This is a genomic window from Rhodococcus sp. P4_C10, assembly GCF_056402135.1.
Map to the genome: position 1 here is coordinate 37,905 of NZ_JBFUHZ010000004.1, position 22,830 is coordinate 60,734.

Sequence of the window (22,830 nt, forward strand, 5' to 3'; positions counted from 1 at the left end):
GTTGGTCTACGCGGAAGTCGTGACGGCGAGTGTGGACAGATCCTTCGTCCCCACCACGGCCAGCCGCTCGCGCGCACGAGATCCCGCTACGTACAGCACGTTCTGCAGCTTGCGTTCTTCCAGCTCACGCTCGGAGCCGGTCATCTTCTGCACGTAGTACGGCGGGAACGATTCGTTGCCCAGGCGCGCGAGGATGACGGCGCGAAATTCGAGCCCCTTCGCGCGGTGCATCGTCATCACGCGGACGGCGTCACCGAGCTTGTCCTCGTCGGACCGGTCGGTGACGATGACGCTGTCGATTCCACTGCTGGCGAGTGATTCGGCGATTTCACCGACAGCCTTGTTGTCGAAAGCGAAGACCGCGATGTCGGACGCCGCGATGCCCTCACCAATCCAAGCGTTGACCAGTTCGGCGACCCCCTTATCCTCGTCCGGAAGGGTCTTGAACTTGTGCGCTTCCGGGTCGGGTCCGCCGAACACCGACCGTGCACCGGCGAGGGTATCCGTGGCGAGGTCGAGGTCGTCAACGTCGTTGTCGACCACCGTCAGACACCACTGCAGGATCTCCTTCGAGGTCCGGTAGTTGATGGTGAGCCGCCGCGAACGCCCGCGGGTCTCGATCCCGTACCGTGACAACGGCGCAGGCCGACCGTAGATCCGCTGGTGGGCGTCCCCGACGATGAAGAGGTCGTCGGTGTTCGGGGCGATGAGTGCACGCAAGAGCTTCCAGTGCGCGGGATGCAGGTCCTGAGCCTCGTCGATCACGGCGTGGCGGTATCCGAGCTGATCCCGCAACGACGGGTCGGCACCCAGCATCGCGGCCGCTTGCGCGGCGAGCTGGGTGAAGGTCATCAGTCCCTGCGATCGCATCAGGCGTTCGAATTGCTCGATCACCTGCCACACATCTGCACGCTGGGGCCGCGTCAGGCGCTGGCTGCGGCCGCTGCGGGTGACGCGGAGATAGCCGGCCTCGTCCACGAGCGCATTGCCGAGTACCACCTGGGACCACTCGTCGGCGAGGAACGCGGGATCCCACCGACCGACCGCCACCAAAGCGGCGCTCGACCAGAGCTCCCGCACCTCGTCGGCATCGGCGGCGACGAACTTGACGGAGCTGACGGCCTTTCGGCGCGCGTCCGACGCGGTGACGATACGCCGGGCCAGCGAGTCGATGTTGAGGGCGTCGACCCGATCGACGATCTTCGGTCCCGCCAGCTGCTTCAGCTGAGACTCGATGGTGCGGGCCAGGTTCTTGGTGAAGGTCGTGAACAGCACCTTCTGCGTGGACGACTCCGCGTCGAGTTGGCGGGCGAGAAAGCGCGCACGGTGGATCGCGGTCACAGTCTTGCCGGTCCCCGCACCGCCGGTCACCCGGTAAGGTCCGTTCCACCCCTTGTGCTGGGCCAGCTTGCGCTGCAACGGGTGCAGCCACACCCGCCACTTTGCGAAGTCTCCCTCGAGGACGGCGCGCAACTCGTCTTCGTTCTCACCCTCGTATGTCGTGAAGCTGAGCCGCGACAGCGGGCGCTGAAGAGCGGCCTCGATGTCGTCGACATCGACCTCGCCCGGATCCTCGATGACAAGGTCGGCCCACACCTCGTCCGGACTCTTGCCACAGACGAGGTCGAGGACTGCGTTCGCCTGAGAGGACGGAAGGGCGTCGGCGATCGCCATGAGCGTGTCCTCGTCGGTGATCTTCTTCAGCTGCTCGGCGATCTCGGGGGCGACGCCGAACCGCTCGAGATCCTTCTGCTTCACGCTCGCGGGCATGAGCGGTTTCGCGGACGGCTCGGCAGGCTGAGAATTGCGAGCATTGTCGACCGCCGCGTCGAGCGCGATGGCGTCGAACAGCTCTGCCGCGCCGGTCTTGGCGTTGACCTGCAGAGTGAGCTTGCTGGCGTAGTCGTAGGCAGCGTCGTGCTTCTTGACCGCGACGAGGTACAGAATGTCGGTGTCACCGTCCGCGCCCGCCGCGACCAAGACGGCTCGGTAGTGGTCGGTGACTCGTGCCGTGCGCACGAACTTGGTCTTCGCCAGCTTCGGGATCTTGTAGTCGAGCCCGGCCGACTCGGGGTCCTGCTGCAGCTTCATGATGAAGCTCAAGACGCGCCCGCGGACACTGCCCTCGAGATCGTCGTAGGAGCCCTGAAACAGGTCGTGCATCCGGACCTCGGTCTTCACTGCGAACTCCCCTTCACCACGGTCTCGATCTCGCGCGCAAGCGTATCCGGCGCGAACTGCCCATCCGCGGAGGCCACGGTCCAGCCGGCATCCACAAGCCATTCGTCTCGTTGGTCGTCGACATCGACCACGACCGCCACCTTTGCGTCGGGCCATGCAAGCTCGACCTGCCACACGCTCTCGTCGGGACCGACCTCGGCGCCCGCCTCCGGGACCTCGATCCCTGTCGACGACATGATGGCAATAAGTTGGGTCAGTATCGGATCCGTGTAGTCGCGTACCAACGCCCATTCCGGGGCCAGTCCGGCGGCGGCAGCAACAGGCGCGACGCCGGCCAGCGGAAGCATCGAGCCAGCCAACGGATCGACCGACTCGCGAGTCCAGATCTCCGCCATCCGCATCGGCAGCTCGTGTCCGAATCTCGGCCTGGTGAGGAACTGGAGTACGTTCGACCACCTCAGCCAATCACGCCAGCGCGCCGAATGATTGGGACCGCCGACCTCGGTCTTTCGGTCGTCGAGCACACTCAGCACACCCACCGTCGTCACGTGGTCCGCCGGATCTGCGATAACCAGCAGCGGAAGCCCACTGAGGCCGGCTCGAGGCACCAGCATCACGGTTCCCTCCGGCCCCGCGGTGGGCTGCAGCCCACCGAGGAACTCGTTCAGTCCCGCGGCCAGGCCGCCGGGCGTCACCAGGATCGGCGCATCCGATCCGTGCTTTCCCGGGTTGACGATCGAGAGGACGGTTCCGAGGGCGCCGACACCCCAGACGTCGGCATCGGGGTCGGTGAGGTACTCGATCAGGAAGTCGATCGGGTTGCCCCACATCGACTTCAGGCGCGGGTCCTCGATCCCGACGCTGGCGGTGTTCTGCATCTGCTGATGCACAAGGTCGGTCACCGCCGCCTTGAGTGAGTTCGACTCGAACGCCTGGACGTCGTCCCACGAGATGGACCACACGCGCCGGCCGTCGCGTCGCAACGCGTCGCGCTTCTCGGCGTCGTCACCGGTGCGGTTGTGCTCGACGCTCGCGTGGAACTTCTCGCCGTCCAGGTATAAGGCGACATCGCAGCCCTGTGCGTCACTGCGGGTGAGCAGGAAGTCCGGCTGCGTCGTGATCGACCCTGCCTTGACGTCCACCAACGGACGCATACGCCAACGTCTCGGCTCGCCGGCGGGGTTCGCGAGCCGTAGATCGAGCTCCTCCCCCTTCGGCCCGATCGTCGTCTCGACGGACCATCCGTCTCGACGGACGATCCGGGTCTTGAGCGCCTCGCGGAACTGCAGCTCGAGTTCGCTGAGCTGGACCTTCGCGATGTCCACCGTGCTGACCGTCGGGATCTTCTCGACGTCCCAGGTTTGCAGGAAGTTGTTGAGGAGCGTCAACGCGGATTCCCTTGATGCATTGGGCATTTCGCGGGACTGCAGCACGCCGTAGAGGCACCGGTGGCACGCGGCCTTGCCCTCGAGCCGGCACGGGCAGGTGGCCAGTGCGTCGCGCGCAAGGGTGAGGATGTGGCGGAGCCGTTCGGGGTCCCCGAAGCGGTCGAGGTAGCCGGTGCCGCCGGGGACGGTGTCGTGCAGGACGAGGAACCGTCGCACCGCGCCCTTGCCGTCGCTCATGCTCGACGCCACCACGGAGAGGTGCTGCGGATCTCCGCCGAAGTCGCGCCGGAGGCCGAGGAGCAGCGCGCCCTTGAACGACGTCATCGTCGTCTCGAAGTGCAGCAGCGACACCGGGAGCAGCAGCCTGACCGCCTGGGTTCGGAGCTCGTGCGAGAGCAGCAGCCGTTCCCACTTCGCGTCGGTTCCTCGCCTGGTGGCACAGTAGCCCCGGTGCCGGGCCTCGTCCTTCTCCGTTGCCTTCTTCGCGACGACCCCGCAGTGGGCGCAGGTGGTGAATCCCGCGGCGGACACGGTCTCACCCGCGATAATCGCATCGGTGCCGGGGGCGTCCCCCAACCCGACGTTGAGCGAGCGAACGAGTGCCGAGCGCGCGTACTCGGCGCCGAAGATGGCGTCCTTCAGCTTCCAGGCGTCGACGATGTCGGCGGGGTCGATGTCGACACCGGTGACCCTGGTGAAGAAGGTTCGGGTCCGGTCGTCCGCTTCGTCGTCGATGAGGACATCGTCGAGACGGTGCACCGCAGACACCTTCTGTAGCGGCAGAACCTTGTGCACAGCGCCCGCGTCGGTGACCGCGGGGCTGTGGCACCGCGGGCACGCTGTCAACGGGGCGGCCGGGTTCGTTGTACCCCACCCGCAGGCCGGGCAGAGCCGGGTAGATGCCCAGAGGGGTTGCGAGAGCGGTCCCACGTCGACCGCGTCGACCTCCACGCGTTTACCGCTGGCGTAGAAGTAGGCGCCGGGCGCCAACTCGGTGAGCGCGCTGCTGCTGCTGCGCTCGTAGGTGAGGTCCAGTGCCTGCGGCTCGGGCGACTCGTTCTCGTTCGCGGTCCACCACAGGTGCACGTCGAGGGTGGTGGAGTCGTCGAGAAGGTTGTAGTTCGGCAGCAGGCCGACCCCACTCAGGCCGGTCAGCGTCTCCTGCCTGCCACGTTCACGCAGCTGGTCTCCGAGCGCCCGCGACTCCCCCATACACCGCTTGCGGTCGTCCTTCTGCTGGTCGTCGAGGTGACCGTGCTTGTCGAGCTCCGCGACTGTCTTGGCGAGATCGTTGAGGCGGGTGCGGATCTCGTCGGACTCCGTCTGCCACGCCAATGCGACACGGGCGGCCTCCGTCCGCAGGCCTCCCGCCGCGAACTCTCGGACGGCATGCTGAGCCTCCGGGACCAGCCTTCCACCGAACAGCGCCAGGAAGTCGTGGCTCTGCAGTTCCGCATCAGCCGTCACCGCGTCGACCACGGCGCGCAGCCAAGCTCCGTCCTCCATTCCGCCACCCAGAGCGCCCGCGAGCTTCGCCGGCATCGGCGGCGCGACACCGAGCGCACCGGAGGCGACGCGGTCCAACGCGAAGGCAAAGAACTGACGGTGGAGAAGTTCGGTGGCATTGAGGTAGGCCCCGGGCGGCAACACCTCACCTGCGAGCAGGTGGCTCGGCTGGGAGAAGTAGTAAAGGTCCCTCGGCGAGCTCGGGACCGCCGCGAGGACGAACGCGTTGCCCGTCGAGCGGCCGGCACGACCGATCCGCTGCAGGTAGTTCGCGGTGGATCGCGGCAGCGACGCGAGTGCGACGGTGCTCAGGTCTCCGATGTCGATGCCCAGTTCGAGGGTGGGGGTGCAGGCCAGGATGTTGGGGTCGACGGGCGAGCCGCCGGTCTTGAAGCGTGCCTCCACCTCTTCCCGCTCTTCCCGGTCGAGCAGGCCGGTGTGTTCCTCGCTGACGATCCGACGGATCCGGCCGGACTGGTACATGGTCCGGTAGAAGTTCGTCGACTCCACCTCGACCGTGCTCAGGCTGCCGGGGCACCGCATCCGCATGCATGGCGCACCCTCCCACAGCGAGACGCGCCGTGCGGTGGTCGGCTGCACGTGATGACAGATGGGGCACTGCAGCCGCGCAATGTCGTTCGGGTCCAGGATGATCCGGTCTGCGGTGAGGCCGTAGATCTTGGAACCCTTCTCGCCGCTGCGCCGTTCGAGTGGGCCGTCGTCGCCCGCGAGCACATCCACGATGTCGGCCAGGAGAGCCTTCGCCTCCGGCCCCGTGACGCCCAGGCACCGTTTGGTCCAGTCGGTGAGCCACGACTCGCCCCGCGGATTGACGGACATGAAGTCGGTGTCTCCGGAGGCGCCGGTCGTGATGAATCCGGGTGCGGGACGTCCCCTGGGGAATTTCGGCATCCCCTCGGCGCTGCCGCCCCAGATCGACCAGCGCTTGCCCTCGTCGACGAGGTACCGCGCGAGCCACCGGTGGTGGATGCCGCCACTGACGCGCAGGTGGTCCAGCAGTCCGAGAAGCCAGATGTCGTACCGCGGCCCGTGCTCGGCGCCGAGGCTCAGGGTCAGTTGCGGAAGGTTCTGGTGAATGTCGCGGGCCCGTTCCGAGAACAGGCTCAGGTCGACATCGACGTCGACGGCCATCGCGCTGGTCAGCTCGAGCGTCCGTCCGGTGCGTGCGTTCAGCCCCGCCTCGAGGTGCGCCTGGAATGCAATCCGCACGCCGAGCAACGCCCGCATCCGCCCCTGAGGGTCGTTACGCAGCCACTCCCCCTCGACGCCGGTGCGACGGAGGAAGTCCGGTGGAGTGATCCGATAGAGCTGGTCCATGGGGATGTCAGCGAACAGCCGTTCGGCCGCGGACTGCAGTGAGGTGCGTTCACCGCCGGCAGCAGCGAACAGTGCGGATCGGAAGTTGAACTGGAACGCCCGGCCCTCGATGAACGCGGCACGGTGCGCGGCGTCCTGGACCGAGTCGGTGAACACGAGGGTCTTCTTCTCCGCATCGGCGAGCAGGGTGGATCCGAACTCGCTGGTGAGGCCGACGCTGAGCAGGGTGGCCACGCTCGACCCCATGAACCGAATGGCGTTCTTCGCCCCGCAGGACGGGCAGGCCTGATCGAACGCGGATTCGTCGTCCGGCGTGCAGTGGACGGCGATGCCGTGCCCACCCGGCGCCGATCCGATCTCGAGCGTGTCGGGGTCGAGGTAGTTGACTCCGTGATCGCCCGAGTTGGCGAGAAGCAGTGCTCGAGTCTTGGATCGCGTGGAGAGCCGGGCGCTGTCGCGCCAGATAGCGACGGGTTCGTGACCGAGCGTGTCACCGAGCTCGGTTGTCGTGGTGAGCCACCCGGAGTGACCGCACACCCGGCAGTGCGCCGCAGGCAAAAAGGTGCCGTCGGCGGGTGGTCCGTCGTGCCACCAGTCGAACTCAGGTTCGCGGCTCACGCTCCGCAGCATGCGTGTGAGCTCGCGGACCCACAGCTGCACCTGGACGTTGACCATAGGTCGCAGAACCCCGTGGTCGTCTCGGATGCGGGCGACGGACATGAGGGCGAGGAACTTCAGCAGCGCCTGCTGGACCTCGACCGGCCTCGTCGAATTGTGCACCCCCCATGGCAGGACCCCCGACTGCGCGATCTTGACGACCGCGTCGGCAGGCGTGAGGGGCTCACTGCTCAGCGCGTCGATGACGGCGCGGGTGAGGAAGTGCGTCCGGAGCACCGTCCCGATGGCCACGGGATCGGCGTAGTCGATCTCGGCGGCGTTGGCGCCGGGCTCCGAAGTCGGCTGAAGAACCGCGCGCGCCAACGGCTCCCACGAGCCGTACTTCGAGGCGTCGGGTGTCGGTGCCTCGAGGACGACCTCGACCGCCGGGATGTCCAGGCTGAAGTCCACGTGCGGAACGACGTCCGCCGCGGTCAGAGACGTCTCGACGACTAGCGATTCCGGCGGGAACTCCGTGCCGAAGATGGTTTCGGCGAACTGACGTAGCTCCTCCGAGCGGGTTCCCCCACCCAGGGTCGCCGAAGTTGCGACGGGGGTCACGCGCCCGAGGGGGCGACCCGTCTCGGCCACACCGATACGCGCGCCGAGCCGGCGGATGAGCATGGCGACGTCGGTACCTTGCGCGCCGTCGTAGGTGTGGAACTCGTCGAGTACGAGGTACTGCAGCGTGGACGCCGCGTTGTCCCACAACGGATTGTCGCCCGATCGCAGGAGCAACAGGTCGAGCATCTTGTAGTTGGTGAGCAGGATGTCGGGCGGATTCTTGCGCAGTTCGTCGCGGTTGTCGACGAGCTGGTTCCGCGTCGGTGTGCGGCGCCGGCCCTGGCCACCGATGTAGACGCCGGCGGTGACCTCGCCGAGGTGCGGGTCGTCGTGCAGGTAGTTCGCGAGGCGCCGCGCCTGGTCGGTGACGAGCGCGTTCATCGGGTACAGGATGATCGCCTTGACCCCCGGCTCTCCGCGCGCCGCCGCCCGACGCGCGTGGTCGAGCAGCGGGACGAGGAACGACTCGGTCTTACCCGAGCCTGTTCCCGTCGTCACGATCGTCGGCTCTGCCCCACGGTCTCGAGTCGAGAGACGTTCGAACGCCGATGCCTGATGCTGGAAGGGGCGGAATCCCTTCGGCATCCACTCCAGCGGCGACGTCCATTTGGCCGGCACCTGCTGGTACGGCGTGCGCACCTTGAGATACGGCCCACGGAAGATCCCGGTCTCTGGGTCCCGCAGGAACTCGCTGAGCGCTGATCCTGCGTTCGGGTCGGCCAGCGCGAACGTCGTCGACAGGTACTCGGTGATCGAGTCCTTCGTTTCCTCCGCCAGCAAGGACGGAAAGGTCGGCGCCGCGGTGTCACCCATTCAGACCGAGCCTCCGCTCGAACTCCGCATAGGCGGTGCGCATCTCGGCCTCGCGGTCTGGCTTGTAGAACCACGGCTTGTCGTGGGTCTCGTCGGCCGGGATTGGTGTGTAGCGGTCGAGGATATCTCCGCTGTCTTCGCCTTCGAGATACGCCTGCAGGAGCTTGTAGTCGTCCTTCTCCTGCTTGACGCCTTGAGCATGGTGGTCCTTGGCAATCTTGCGGCCGTTCGCGTCGAAGTACATCTCGTGCTCGTATCTGCGGAGCACCGGGAACTGCGCGCGGAACATCAATGCCAGGTGGTCGGCAGTGAGGCCGAGCATGAGAGCGGCGAGCGCGTCGATCTCCACTAGTGCAGCTCGACGCTCAAATTCGGTCCGCAGCGGAGTGCCCATCGACCAGTTTCGGCCTCCGACACCGAGATCGAAAGAGGCGTCGAACGCTGGCGTCCAGGTGTCATTGGCGAAGGAGTCCTGATACAACCCCTCCCACAGCGGCGCGTAGTCACGAGTGAGGCAGTTCAACCGGAGGGCGCGCAGGAGAAGGTGCGGCCACGCCGAATGGTCGATCGGGGCAGGGAAACGGTCGACCAGCTCAGCGTGCACATGGCTCATTCCGCTGACTTTGACCAGGTAGTCAAAAGGCAGCGACGCCCACAGGCCTGCAATCAGCACCGTGTTCTTCGAGTCCTCGGCTCGAACCGACAGGTTCGGACCGGTATGGACGTGTGCTGCACCAGGCGGAATCAACGCCGCATGCAGCGAGCGCTCCAGTCCAGGCTGGGTCATACTGCGCCACGCGATCCGCCAATAGTCAGTCGCAGGGCGGTCTTCCCACTGCGGGATTGCAGCGTCGTATCCCTCACGCTCACAAGCACGTTGATAGTTTGTGCGCGGAATCACGGATTCCGCGAGCTCAGTTAGGTCCCACGAACTGTAGTCACTGTTGTTACGACATCCGTCATTCGGTTCCTTCGACAACGGCGTTCCACCAGTGAAATGCGGCCCCTGCAGGACCGAATCGCTCCAAGAGCCTGGACGTTCACTACGCCATTCAATGAGTCCTGCCTGCTTGGCACCCTTTTCGTGCCATAGGCTCGACCAACGGTAGCCAAGGTCGCCGAGACGCGAAGTCTGAGACGCAAGAACAGACAGGATTTCGACGTGCTCTCTGGTCAGAGGGCGCAGGAGCCGTGCTTGCTTCGCTGATGTACCAGGCGGGTCGAAAAGCTGGGCCCAGTCGCCGAGTGTCGATTCATCAACTGTGACGTTTCGGGACGCGTGGGGACGCAGATCCCAGCCTCCACTCGCGTACTGAATTCCGGGCACCTCTCCGAGACCCTCACCGCTTGTCAATGACGCATCAATAATCGCCGGATCCTGCAGATACGACATTTGCATGAAGGCCACAGCACGCGGAGACCCATAGACACTAACTCCAAAGACGGTCTTGTCGTTCACCTCCTCGAACAGGAACAGCCCGTTGAGGAACTGCCAGTGTCTCCTCAGCCTCGCGTACGTAGCCGAACGCAGCACCCCTGCCTTCGGGTCGGTGAAGTGGCTCTCTGGATGCAGGATTGCAGAAACGCCATCCGCGCTAGTGCCACGCCACACCCGCTCGATGAAGTTCATGTACAGATTCGTCTGAACTCCTGCCAGCACCGGGTGCTCGACTGCCGATCCCAGATGCTCCGCGGTTCCCGCCCACGAGTTCAGGTCACCGAGGTACCGATCCCTAGCACGATCAGCTTCGAGCACGGCATTTCGACGATCCTTGAACGCCTTCTCGGGAATCTTCTCCTGCAGGGTGAAGTACGGGTCGTGCTCGGCAAGCGCGATATCGTCCTTCCACACCGGCCGCACCCACGGCGGATTACCGACCTGCAGATCGAATCCGCCGCGCTGGAAGATCTGCGCGAAGTCCAGTTCCCAGTGTAAGAATCCCTGTTCTTCGGCGATGCCGCGCGCCGTACCCATCCACTGATGCTTCGACACCAGCTTCCACACTGGCCGCATGCCGTAGAAGTCGCGTTCCAGGTCGTCCATCTTCGAGAGTTGATCGAAGCTGTCGACGGTCTCGTGGAACATGGCCTGGTCGTCATCGCCCTTGCGCACGCCGTCGAAGCCGAGCAGCCCTTCGAGGGTCGTGATCCATTCGTCGAGACTCGGAGGGCCGGGGTGATTGTCATCACTATCGTCCGAGTCCTCGACGGACACGGTCAGCGGCCAAAACCACATCGCACACCAGGTGTCCATGGCGAACCGCAGACGCATGTACGGGCCCTCGGGGTCCAGAAGCTCCGACTCCACCTGCTCGCGCGGAACGGCTGTCTCGACGGCAGGGAGGCCCGCTCCCCACACGTCGACCTGCCGCGAGACCTCGCGTTCACTGATCGCCAGACGACGCAGCGTCAGATCCCACAGGCGCTCGACGCGCCGCGACAGGGCCCGCAATCGGTCGAGCTGCTTCTTATCCGGCTTCTTCGTTACCTCCTTGCGCCACAACCGCAGCGCGGCAGCCTCGTCCGGCATCAGTTCCTTTGCCTGCTTGGCATCCGCAACGGCGGCCCAGCCGTCGGCAGGCAGCAGGAAGTGGTGGATCTCGCCGTCACCAATCGGCCCTTCGGACAGCGGTCGGTCGGTAGGCGGGGTCTTGAGCCAACTCTTCTTCGCCTTGCCGAGCGAGGTGAAGTCGTAGGTGGCACGGCGGGCGCCGATCAACGAGTTGCCGCGACGCAGGTGGAGGCCGAACCACGGGGCCTGCAGTCCGCTGTGCATCACGTTCAGCCACAGCGATACCTCAGCCAACTCCACAGCGGTCGCGTTGAGATCCACGCCGTAGGCACGGTGCAAGGCCAGATAGGCCTTCACCTTCTGGAGTTCGGTGGCGTAGTCCTCCGGCTTGATGGGTTCGACCGTGTTCCCTAGTTCCTTCTGGCGACGCGTCAGGTATTCGGTGGCCAGCTGGTTGATCGCCTCGTTGAGGAAGGCACCGCTGCCGAGCGCCGGCTCGCAGATACGATACTCGAGAATCTGCTTGGCGGTCGTCTCGTCGGTGATCAGCTCGGCGAGCGCATGTTTGACGACGGTCTTGGTGAGCACCTCGGGGGTGTAATAGGAGGCGCTCCGCTGCCGATCGCGTCCGGAAAGGCGGAACACGAAGCTGCCCTTGCCGTGTCGGACGATGTCCTTGCGTCCCGTCAGCCGGTCCTCACGCCACACGATGTCCTCGGCAGCGTAGTCCCCGGACCTGGCGGACGGCACCAACCACGAGCCCTTGTCTGCGTTACCTTCCTTCGCGACCTCGACCATGTCGTCGTCCGCGATCAGGCCGGAGTACGACATCAATCCCTCGTATACAGCGCCGAGCTGGTTGATACCGAGCTGCGCGTAGGAGATATACCCGCGCTGCTTGTTCTTGTTCTTCGACGGCTTCGACAGCAGAAGAAGCGTAAGCACCTCCTGCAGCACCCGGTTGCTGATCCGTGCCTCGTCGATCAGCGGGGTGCGGGCGGGATCGAAGAGGTCCGAGCGCATCGCTTCGAACACGAGCCCGTCGCCGTCCTCGTCGCCAGCGTGGTGCCCGTTGTTGACGAGCCGGAAGAGCAGATCCAGCGACTCGTGCAGGTGGTGGCCGTCGGCCGATCGTCCGGTGAGTGGCACCTGGGTGATCTCGCGCAGCCGGTCCAGGCCGTAGCCGGATCCGTATTCGGGGACGCCGATGGGCAGAATTCCGAGCTCGGGGCGTGCTTCGGCGAAGAGCAGGAACAGGATTCGGTACAGGAACCTCAGCGACTGGATCGTCAGGTCCCGCGGCAGCTCCGGGATGCCCTCGACGGGTAGCCCCACTGCCCGCCGCTGGTCGAGCACCTCGTTGGCGATCCTTTCGATCGAAATGCGCAGGCCCTCGCGGAGGTCCTCGCTCACGCCGACGGCGTGCTTCTCGGAGTCCTCGGAGAAGGCATCCAGGGTGGTCGTGCCGTCGTCGTTGGGGAGCAGCACGTCCGCCGACCACAGGCCCGCGTGGTGGGCGAGCTCGCCAGCGGCCTTCTCGTCGCGCCGGTCCAGCGCCGTCGCTACGTCGAACGCGAGGTAGCGGCCCTCGGACCACCGGGCCGCATCGGTGAGGAGGACGACGCTGCCGGCGACCACGAGCAGGTACCGGGGGGCGTGGTCGCTGATGAACAGCTGTGTGACCGCCTTCGAGACCGATCCGAGCGATTCTGTCTTCTCGCTGGTGACCGCCAGCAGGAGTGGCTGCAGGAGTTCCGCGTCGTCCGCGAACAGGGAGTCGGCGTCGGCCGCGGGCACGGCCTGCAGGATGTGCAGGGCGTCGGTCGACGTGGTGCCGGCGTACCGGCCCAGCAGCGGCACCTCGATCGGCGTCTCGCCCTGGAACGTTTCGAGGACCGTCTCGACTGTGTCGAAACCGGCTGCTTTCAACAGTGTTCGGTGGGTCTCGGTGACCACGTCGATGTAGTCGGCATGGGTCGGTTCAGGAAGCTCACCGAGTGCGGTCAGGTAGGCGCCGCTGACCGACGAGAGTCCCTTCGTCGGGGTGTCCTTGCCCTGGGCGGCACGTTCCTTCCACTCCTTGGCGAGATCCTTCAGCTTGTTCGGGAAGACCTCGGCGAGCCAGTGCTCGGACAGGTAGTCGTTGACGTTGGAGATGGAGTCGAACATCGGTTACAGACCTGCTTTCGGCACGATCACGGCCACGACGCGTACAAAGGGGTCACCGCTGGCGGCGAGTGAATCGATGAGCTCGGATGACTGGTCGACGGTCTCCGAGATCTCCAACCTCGATCCGGTACGGCGGCCGCTGTCGGTCACGATGCCGAGCACCGTCTGTTCCCAGCCCTTCAGATTCTTGCGGTACTCGTCGATGCGCCGGAGGAGGTCGGCTTCGATGTCGTCACGGCGATCGCGGAGGTGTTCGGTCGCGGCGTCCACCGCGGCCGCGACCCGGTACTGCAACGCGTCGAGGTCCACGTCGGCGAAGCCGGCGTTGGCGGCACCCTCCCGGATTCCGGCCTGGTCGAGCGCCTCGTCGAAGTCGCCGACCTCGGCGTCGTCCGGCAGTCCGCGCACCGCGCCCCAGTGGGCGATGGCCGGCTGTCCCAGGGCGTTCGACCACACCGCCTGTGTGAGGAACACCGGCTCGCTGACGGTCCCGGAGAGGACTGGGATCTCGTTGCGGCCCAGGCGCGAGACCGACCTGTCCGCCGCCCAGTCGAGCACCGGGTGGATGGGGGCGAGGAAATGCACGTCCGGCCACGCGCTGTCGGTCGACTTGCGGGCCTTGTCGAGCCGCCCCTCACAGAACTCGACACTTCCGGAAACCCGGAGGCGATCGACGATCTTCTGCTCGTCGAGGTATTCGGGCGGCAGGTCCCGGAACCGCGGTACCAGGTCGGCGGGCGGTTTGAACGCGATCAGGTCCTTGTCGTCCTCCCGGGCGATGTCCAACGAGTGCCCGCCCGGTTCGGCGGCCACGTCAGCGAGTGCATCGGCGAGGAAGTTGTCGTCGTCCTTGAAGAGCGAGCGCTGGGGCGCCTCCTCCGGCGCCGGGTCGTCGACGTGGCTGCCGGCGGTGACCTGAAGGTTGGCAAACGGATTCAGCGCGGCGGGTGTAGGTTCCGGGACGATCGCGTCGAGGTCCTGGCCGTCGCGGATCGCCTGGATGACGGTCTTCTCCTCGATGTCCGCGTCGTGGACGTCGAGGAGAACGCCTGCGTCGCCGAGGGCGAGGTTCGCCTCGTGTTCCTTCTGGAGCAGCTTGGTCACCACGCGCAGGTCGCTCGGGACGTCGTCAGCGTCGCTGGTGAGCGCGAGCGCCGCGATCTGCGGTTCGTGCATCTGCCCGTAGCGGTCGATGCGGCCGTTGCGCTGCTGGATGCGAATGAACGACCAGGGCAGGTCGTAGTGCACCAGCTGGTGGCATTCCTTGTGCAGGTTCAGACCCTCGGAGGCCATGTCCGACGCGAGGAGGACACGGATCTCGGAGTTCGCCTGCCCGAAGCCCTCGACCACCGACTGCACCTTCTCGTCGGGCAGACCTGCGTGCAGCACCTGGACCGCCTTCGCCGACAGCTTGAGGCGCTTGGCGACCTCCTGCTGCAGCCAGGTGAGGGTGTCGATGCGTTCGGAGAAGACGACCACACGGGTCGCCGATCCCTTTCCGACGCCCACCTCCTGGAGGTGCGCGATCAGCGAAAGGAGTTTCGAGGGTGCCGACTGGTCGGCCGCCTCGGCCAGTTCGTCGAGCCGCGCCAGCGCCTTCGCCTCGGCCGAGGTGGTGCTGTCCAGCGACTTGAGCCTGCGCCCGACGCTCGCGCGAAGCGCCTTCGGTGACGACAGGAACGCCTTGAACAGCGTCCACGGGAACAGCTGGCTGCCCTGGCCGGTGGCCACGGAACCGCCCTTGGGATGGAGCCAGGTGTCCTCGAGTTCGCGGAGGACCGCGACCTCGGCGGGATTGGGCACGACCTCGAGCACGCGCGGGGTGCGCCGCTGCTTCCACTTATGTGCGACATCGAGCTTGACGTCGGGAGAGTTCCGGTGCCGGCGAACGTAGAGGTGCTCGATGTCCTTGGCGGTGTACTCGCTACGATCCGCGATGGCCGTCGGGTCCAGGAGGTTGACAAGCTCGGCGAACGACTCCGGCTTGCCGTTGTGCGGAGTGGCACTGGCGAGGATCAGCGCATCGGTCTGCGCCGCAAGGAGCTGGGCGAGCTCGTTGTTCTGCGTGCCGCGGTTGATCAGGTTGTGGCACTCGTCGATCACCACCGCGTCCCAGTTCTGGTTCTTGAGGTGATGCTTGTACTTGGCCGGGTTCTTGAGCGTGTCGATCGAGACGATGACCCGCTTGTAGTAGCTGAACGGGTTCCGCGAGCTCGGCAGGGTCTGCTTCACCTTCTGGATACCGTTCGAGTCGAGCCGCACCAGCGGGATGGCGAACCGCGTCCACAGTTCGTGTTGGAACTGTTCGAGGACCGCCCGCGGAGTCACCACCAAGATGCGCTCACCCCGGCCGCGGCGGATGAGCTCGGACAGCAGGATGCCGATCTCGAGGGTCTTGCCGAGGCCGACGGCGTCACCGATGAGGATGCGCGGTCGGAGGTTCTGCAGCGCCTGCGCGGCCGGGCGCAGCTGGTAGTCCATGCGGTCGAGCATCGCCCGCTGTCCCACGGCGATGCGGGTGTCGCTCGCGGGGACCGGGCTGCCCCGCCGGACTGATTCGAGCCACAACCGTGATCGCCGGAAACCGGCGGACTCGTCGAGGACGAGCTTGCCGTTCCGCGGGTCGAGGCGGTCGATGGTGTCGAGCGAATCGAAAAACACCGCGGCCTGGTCGCGGACCAGTTCGCTCACCCCGGTGACCTCGACGCGCGTGCCGTCGTTCTCGGTGTTGCGCGCCGCTCGGACGAGCCACTCCTCGTCGCGCACTACTACGCGTTCACCTGCGGCGATGTCGGCCACTCACGACTCCTTCAGAATTTGACGATTGGGGTCAGATTAGCCCCTGACCGGGCACGTGCGCGGGACGCCTGGCGTCTGCCGCAGACGATCGGTGGGGCAGGCATCACTACCTCCCCCACCGATCGGCGATCAGGTCAACCCGCGGCGACGACGGCGCTGAAGAGCCCCGCGGCTTCCTGGCCCTTCTCGGGGGTGCCGAACAGCAGCGCCCGGTCGAGGAAGGTGTTGTTCAGCTCACACGATGTCTCCGGGACCAGCACACACGCGTGACAGGCCGCCAGGTTGAGCGCATCGGTCCCGGACGCCGTCGACTCGACGCAGACCGGGTCCGATGAACACCACGAGAGCCGAGTCAGACCCTCGTGCAGCATGGTCGCGAAGCTCTCCGCAGCGGCCTGGGACGCCACTCCCCCGAGGCTTCCTGCAGAATCCGAGCTCGCCGTGTACACGAGGATGCCTGCCATGTCGGCGTCGACGTAGAGGCGCTCCCGCAGCGATGCGGCCGGGTAGCCCGCGTCCAGCGACAGCTGGTCGATGAGCACGTGGGCGAGGGTGTGCACCGCCACCTGTGCGATGTCGACATTCGGCGCCTCGACTCGGCCGAACTCGGCCGCACGCCGATCGGCCGCCGCTTGCAGGAACTTCCGTCGCCCCTGGGCGAAGGGACCCTCGACCCACGCGGTGAGCTTCGCGCGGTCGAGTCCAACGAAGACTCCCTCACCGATGACCTCGATCGCGGGCAGCCAGTGCCTGCGATTGCGGGAGAGGTCGCACAGGCCTTCCGCGCCGAGCTCGGTCACCCCGTCGAGCCGGGAGAACCCGTACAGCGCCCGCACCTCACGCAAGCGAGTGACCTTTCGGACTTCCGTCACCAGATCTGGCAGTGACGGGTCCAGCCGCATCGGCAGACACACGAAGTCCGACTCGATTCCGGTCTGCTCCCGACCCGACATCAGCGCGCTGAACTCGTCGCGCCGCAATGCGTCCTCGCTCAGGTCGGAGTCCTCCTCCGCGCCACGCCGGCGTTCCACCTCCGCGGTGATGTCCTCGACCGAGTGCTTACCGTTCGACGACTTCGCGATGTTCTCCATCAGCTTCGGGGTGACAGCCTCGGGATCCTCCAGTGCGGTCCAATGCTTGTCGACAAACTTGGCCAACGCCTCCGAGTACGGCGGAATGGAGATCGCCGACCGCACCGCCGGAAACCACACGTTCGACGCACCACGCTGGAGCACCCGCGGAATCTCGGCACAGTCCTGCCGCGACTCGGCCCCCAGCCACGGCCGTGCCCCGCTGCACGTCCCGAACTCCGCGAGTGCCTTCGGACCAAAGGTCCCGTCCAGCGACTTCGGCTTCACCCCACAGCTGCACTTGAGAACGAGGTCCGCAAGCGAGGACGTCCGCCCGAGGGAAATCATCTGCATCTCGTGCGTCGTGCCCTCCCCCGACACGGTTCCCTTGTGCAACCAACGGAAGTAGGGGAACTCGTCGATGTGCCCCTTCGCGCAGGCCACAATGAGACGGAATGGCGTCAGCAACGCCTTCTCCTTGCACTGCGCACACTTGGCGACATTCCAGTCCTTGGCCAGATCGAACAGCGACCCGATACGGCGGCACTTGCGATTAGGACACACCTGAGTGAGGGGAAACCGGATCACCGGTACGTCGCGGGCCGTGCCCGCCGGCGGCGACTTGAGTTCACCCACTCGCAGTGAGCGCGCGAGCCGCGGCTCGCTGACCGGCCGGGCGCGGTTCTCGTTCCATTCGTCGAGACCCGCGATCATGTAGCTGGTCGTCTCGGACGGAAACAGCCCGCCGATCCCGTAGGTGCTGAGCAGCTGGCTCCTGCGCGCGCTCGCGTCAGATTTCATCATTTCCTCTTCATCGCAATCTGGTAGAGACCGCTTTCGGCATCGACTTCCCGCATGCTGCGCATCGTCGGCCACGGCGCCTCGGCCTGGGAGTATTCGATGGCGTCATTGATCAAGGCGTCGGACGGGTCGACGAGCAGCGCCGCATCGACGTTCCGCACATTCTGGTAACGCATGTTCGGCTTTGCTTCACCCGCCTCCGACCACACATCCAGCAGCTCGTCGATCTGGCGCACAGTGTCGTCGTACTCTCTCTCGCCTTCCTCGTCTGCGAGCTTGGTCGGATCCTTGAGCACCAACTCGGCCCTCCTCGCGACGAGGTCGGCGATCTTCCGCAGGTCGTCCCAGTTGTTGTCAGCGAGGTAGGCGGCTGTGTCGGGTGCGAGATCAGGCACGAGCAGCCTGGCGAGTGATACCAGCACACCGTGCAGGCCACGATCACGAGCTCTCGCCGCGAACGGTGTCGCACTCGTCGCCTCCACCGCTCGATACAGCGCCTGGTGGTACGGGATAAAGCTCTCGTAGTGCGAACGGTCGCGCGAGCGGGCGGCGTTGAAGATGGTGAAGACCAAACCCGGGTACTTGCGACCCACGCGACTGGTCGCCTGGATGTACTCGGAGCTCGACTGCGGCTGACCCATCACGGCCATCAATCCCAGGCGGTCGATGTCGACTCCGACGGAGATCATGTTCGTTGCCAGCACGACATCGTCCGGCTTGCCGTCCGCGAGGGTGGCTTCGATCCGTTTGAGTCGCTCCGGGATCTCGGAGGAGGCCACCCGGCTGGTGAGCTCGTTTGCGGGCTTGAGTTCCCGCGCCGTCGCGCCCTTCCGGTTCGCGACCACCGTCAGTCGCTCACGCACGTCACCTTCCACCTGGAGGTTGGCGCTGCCGAGCACCCTCAGGCTGTTGAAGTAGCCGAGCAACGTCCAGTACGGATCGCGGGTGGCGTCGTCGCCGTCGATGTCGTTGGCCGCCTGCAGCAGCGCCGCGTACACGCGCACCAGAAGGGTCGCGTGACTCGTGGCCGGCGACATGATCCCGACGTACTGCCGGGTGCCATGGGTGTCCCGCGGCGCGGGCTCGGCGAAGAACGACTCGTCGGGGTTGATGCCCGGCGGCGGGAACTGCGCGGCCGTCCGGGCGAACACGGCCCGGATCTGCTTCTCGGCCCGGCGAATCGTCGCGGTCGAGGCGATCACCTTGGGCCGGCCCCGATCCGCGGACTCGGACAGCGGGTCCACCGAACAGGCCGCGTCCACCGCGGTCTCATACAGCCCCACCATCGAGCCCAACGGACCCGAGATCAGGTGCAGCTCGTCCTGGATGATCAGGTTCGGTGGGTAGCCGACCCCATCCCGAGCGAAAAGCTTGCCGACATCCGCCTTCCACGCCATCGCCGCAAACTTGTCCACCGTGCCCAGGATCAGCTCAGGACGTTCCCGGTAAATGTCCTCGTCGACCACATGCACCGGGAGCCCGTCAGCGAAATCGCAGCCAGAAGCACCACACCCGATGTGAAGGTGCCGATCCGGGAACTTCAGGACCGAATAGTTCTTGTGGTCCAGCAGGGTTCCGCACCATGGGCATTGCGTGAGCTGAACAGGGTTCTTCTCCTGCAGCTCACGCCCCGATGCGAGATCCCGAAGGGACCTTCGAGCCTCGTCGAGCGAGTTCGGAGTGCCGCCCGATCCAACCCACAGCCCGATCGAGAAGGGGCGGTCACCGATGTCGGAGTTGGTCTTTCGTACCGTCTCGAGGGAACACATCAGCATCGTTGCCCGCTCGAACTGCTGAATGGTAAGGAGCCGCAACGTATACCGCATGATCACGGCCACACCCTGTGCGTCGCGATCATTGAGTCTGCGGTGCAGGATCGAGAACGCCACCAGCCCCAGGTACGCCTCCGTCTTTCCACCACCGGTGGGGAACCACAGGAGATCAGCGATGTCACGGTCCGGGTGATGCCGATCGGCCAGGCCCGGCAGGTTCAGCAGGATGTAGGCGAGCTGGAACGGGTACCACCTGTCCTCGGCGCCGTCCCCCACCGTGCCTTTGGCACCCTTGCGCACCCAGTCCTGGCGGGCCCGCTGCAACTGCATGGCCTGGTTCGACAGGCGAAACGCACGCATGCTGACCGGGTCATCGCGGAGCAGGTCGATGCCCGCCTCGATCCGGTCTGCTGCCGTCCGCGCGGCGCCGACGTGACCGAAGGCGGTGTCGAGCAACTCGTCGCGGACGTCCGCATCACCGGAGGTCAAGTCGCCCTCGAGCCGCTTGATCCACTCACGGTAGCGCGTCGCCAAGGCCCACAAGCTGGCGATGATCTCGTCGTCTGACCCGGCCGCCAGGAACGACATTCTCAGGTTCACGGACTCGTCGAGGAGCCCGGGACGAGCCCGGGACACCTCATACGACGGGAGGAAGGTCGTCGCGACGGTGGCTACCGCCCCTGCGACAACGGCGGCCGTGTCCCATTCCACCGCGCAGCCGTGACCGATGGCGAACGTACGCATGTTGCGGTACAACAGCGCCGAGGTGTCGAGGTCGGGGTCGTTCCCGACATTGACGTGGTTGGTCCGGTCCACGATCGCGGGTACCGAAGTGGAAACGCTGAGACCAATCTGGAACCACGCCTTGTCGTCCCGAAGCTCACCCTTGACCGCGCGATTCCTGTTGCGGAGCGCGACGGATACCGTCGAGATGCCGTCCCGCGGGGGGCGTACGTACACGTACAGTTCCAGCCCGTCGACCACGGCCTCCTTCGGCCCGCACAGCCCGGGCTCCGCGATCGACACCGTGACCGGCTCGAGCTCGAGCGGGTACCGCTGCCAGTCGTTGGAGCGCTTCTTCTTGGTCTCCGTGTCCTCGCCGTCAACGGCCACAACAGCATATCGGGCACCCTCGATGCCGATCACAATGTCAGTTGCATCCGCGAGGCGAACCGAGAACGTCAGGCCCACTGACGAGGGATACCGCATCAGCGCCTGCGCAACCGGACTGTCCTCGGTGGGCTCCTTGTCGCCCGCCTCGACACCGTCCGGCTCAGGCGTCTCCTGCCGCAGATCATCGGCGGGCCACAGCGCACCGATGATGTAGCGGTCGAGCGGCGCCTCGGAGATGACCTCGTTCTCGCCTCCGCCCGGCCCGATCACGTCGAGGGCCAGCTCGTCCACCATCTCCGAGCGAAACCGGTACTTCTCGTCCAGGGACGTGTCCCGAGATGAACTCACGAAATCTCCTCCATGTTTGACCAATCCGGTTGTGCTAGACCGATGACTCTCGGAGCGAGCCACAATCCAGAAAAGCTGACGTCCAATTCCTGGGACCGCCGCGGATCTCCTGCGACGGTTTCGACCGACACCAGCGACAGCCCGTGCAGCGTTGCCGGGAACTTTCCGCCGCGAAGCCCAAACGCCTTCACAAATGCTTCACTGAAGGCCTCACTCGTCCGTCCGACCGATCTACCGTCCTCCGTGTCGAGTACATAAATGGGTGAATCGACCGATGACTGCCCGACATCGAGGTTTGCCTCAAGCCGCACCCCCACCAAGTCCGACGCGCTGAGGTTCTCTTGAACACTTCGCGCGCTGACACCGTCGAGACCGACGGGAATGTCGGTCTCGACATCGGCGTACTTGAACTCGACGGCTCGCGTCCGCTTGCGTGTCCCCCCACTGTGGACTCGTTCGACGAGACGTCCGGATGCCCGCGCTGCTTCGCCGAACACAGCCCGCGACCGCGGAAGCTCGCAGCTGAAAATCTCGTCACGTGCCCGACTCAATGCCACATACCGCGCTCGGACCGCAGACCAGGGGTCCTCGTCCTCGAGTGTGTAGGGGCGGTCGACGAGGAAGACCCTATCGAACTCCAGGCCCTTCGCCCTGTGCACCGTGGACACGATGACGTTGCTGGCATCAGGCTCGGTCAGTGTGAGAGGGACCGCGCCGGATTTGACCAAGGACCTGATCCGGGCCACGTTGAGGCCGTCGGTCTGCTTCGCGTTTCCTTCCGCGGCCTTCAGGAGGTACCAAGCGTCGTCACCACGCTCCTCGCCGAGGATCCGCTCGAGGGCTTCTTCGACTTCGGACCGTCGAACGACCGTCCCATCCAGCGAGCCCAGAGCCTGGGCTACCCACTTGGCGGCACCGAAGTCCTGCGCCTGACGTCGGACCGCATGACGAATACCGTTCTCGTTGAGGTACTTCGAGACCCGGAGCACCTCGCCGTTCGTTGTGCATAGGACTGCGGTAGTGGCGCCGTCGACCGACAGCATGTCGGCCCATTCCTCGAGCTCCCCCAGTGAGAGCAAACTCGACTCGAACTCGTCCAGTACGTCTTCGGCTTCGCTCGCATCCGACATGCCGCGCAGCTGGTTGCCCAGCTCAACGACCTTCTGGGGATCGGCACCTCGGGCACGGTAGTTCTCTCCGAGCCCGACTGTCGTCGCACCGAACTCCGACCCCAGTGCCTCGAAGACCTGCTGCGACGATGTCTTGCTCTTCGAATCACCGAGCTGGAAGTCGTAGATTCCCTGCAGCGGGTCGCCCAATGCGGTGATCCCGACGTCGGGTTCCAGCTGGCGAAGGAGGGCAAGCACGAAATCGGCGCGGTCGCCGACGAGATCCTGCACCTCATCCATCACGACGTGCCGAAGTGACTCGACTTCGAAAGGCGTCTCATCGGATTCGTTCAGGACCTGGGTGGCCTGCCTGATGCGCGCCTCGAACGAGCCGACCGGCTCGACGTCCGCGTCGAGCAGGATCTGGCCGGCGAACGAGTCGAAGGTCCGCACGTTCGCCGCAGCGACTTCCCGGGTCTCGAGCCTGGTCCGCACCGCGGAGACGGCGGCACGGGAGAAGCTGAGAACGAGGATCTCGGTCGAGGCCGACAGCTGCTCCTCCTCGACGAGGAACCCGATCCGGGCCGCGACCACTTCCGTCTTGCCTTGTCCGGCGCCGGCAATCACCACCAGCCGTTCGTCGATGCCGGCTTCGACGACGGCTCGCTGCTCGTCGTTCAGTTCCAAGTG

Annotated in this window: 7 protein-coding genes; all 7 read right to left on the reverse strand. The window is 65.7% G+C overall.

Annotated elements, in window-relative coordinates; genetic code table 11:
- Positions 1-6: 6 nt before the first annotated feature.
- On the reverse strand, positions 7-2,181 hold the full coding sequence (locus AC1DWC_RS03135) for a UvrD-helicase domain-containing protein (protein WP_477906070.1): 2,175 nt from the start codon (positions 2,179-2,181) through the stop codon (positions 7-9).
- The gene (locus tag AC1DWC_RS03140; protein WP_477906071.1) at positions 2,178-8,447 is read right to left on the reverse strand and encodes a DEAD/DEAH box helicase; all 6,270 of its coding nucleotides are present in this window, start codon (positions 8,445-8,447) and stop codon (positions 2,178-2,180) included. Before AC1DWC_RS03140 ends, AC1DWC_RS03135 begins: the two co-directional genes overlap by 4 nt.
- Complete coding sequence (locus AC1DWC_RS03145) at positions 8,440-13,128, reverse strand: Eco57I restriction-modification methylase domain-containing protein (RefSeq protein WP_477906073.1); 4,689 nt, start codon at positions 13,126-13,128, stop codon at positions 8,440-8,442. The genes AC1DWC_RS03140 and AC1DWC_RS03145 overlap by 8 nt, the downstream gene beginning before the upstream one ends.
- A gap of 3 nt (positions 13,129-13,131) precedes the next feature.
- The gene (locus AC1DWC_RS03150; RefSeq protein ID WP_477906075.1) at positions 13,132-15,927 is read right to left on the reverse strand and encodes an SNF2-related protein; all 2,796 of its coding nucleotides are present in this window, start codon (positions 15,925-15,927) and stop codon (positions 13,132-13,134) included.
- 134 nt (positions 15,928-16,061) lie between these two features.
- A complete protein-coding gene (gene drmB / locus AC1DWC_RS03155) occupies positions 16,062-17,801 on the reverse strand; it encodes a DrmB family protein (RefSeq protein WP_477906076.1) in 1,740 nt (579 codons plus the stop codon).
- Positions 17,798-20,977 carry a helicase-related protein gene (locus AC1DWC_RS03160; RefSeq protein ID WP_477906078.1) on the reverse strand — a complete coding sequence of 1,060 codons (3,180 nt, stop codon included), beginning with the start codon at positions 20,975-20,977 and terminating at the stop codon, positions 17,798-17,800. Before AC1DWC_RS03160 ends, drmB begins: the two co-directional genes overlap by 4 nt.
- 50 nt (positions 20,978-21,027) lie before the next feature.
- Entirely contained in the window at positions 21,028-22,827 is a 1,800-nt protein-coding gene (locus AC1DWC_RS03165; RefSeq protein ID WP_477906080.1) for a UvrD-helicase domain-containing protein, read from the reverse strand.
- Positions 22,828-22,830: the final 3 nt, after the last annotated feature.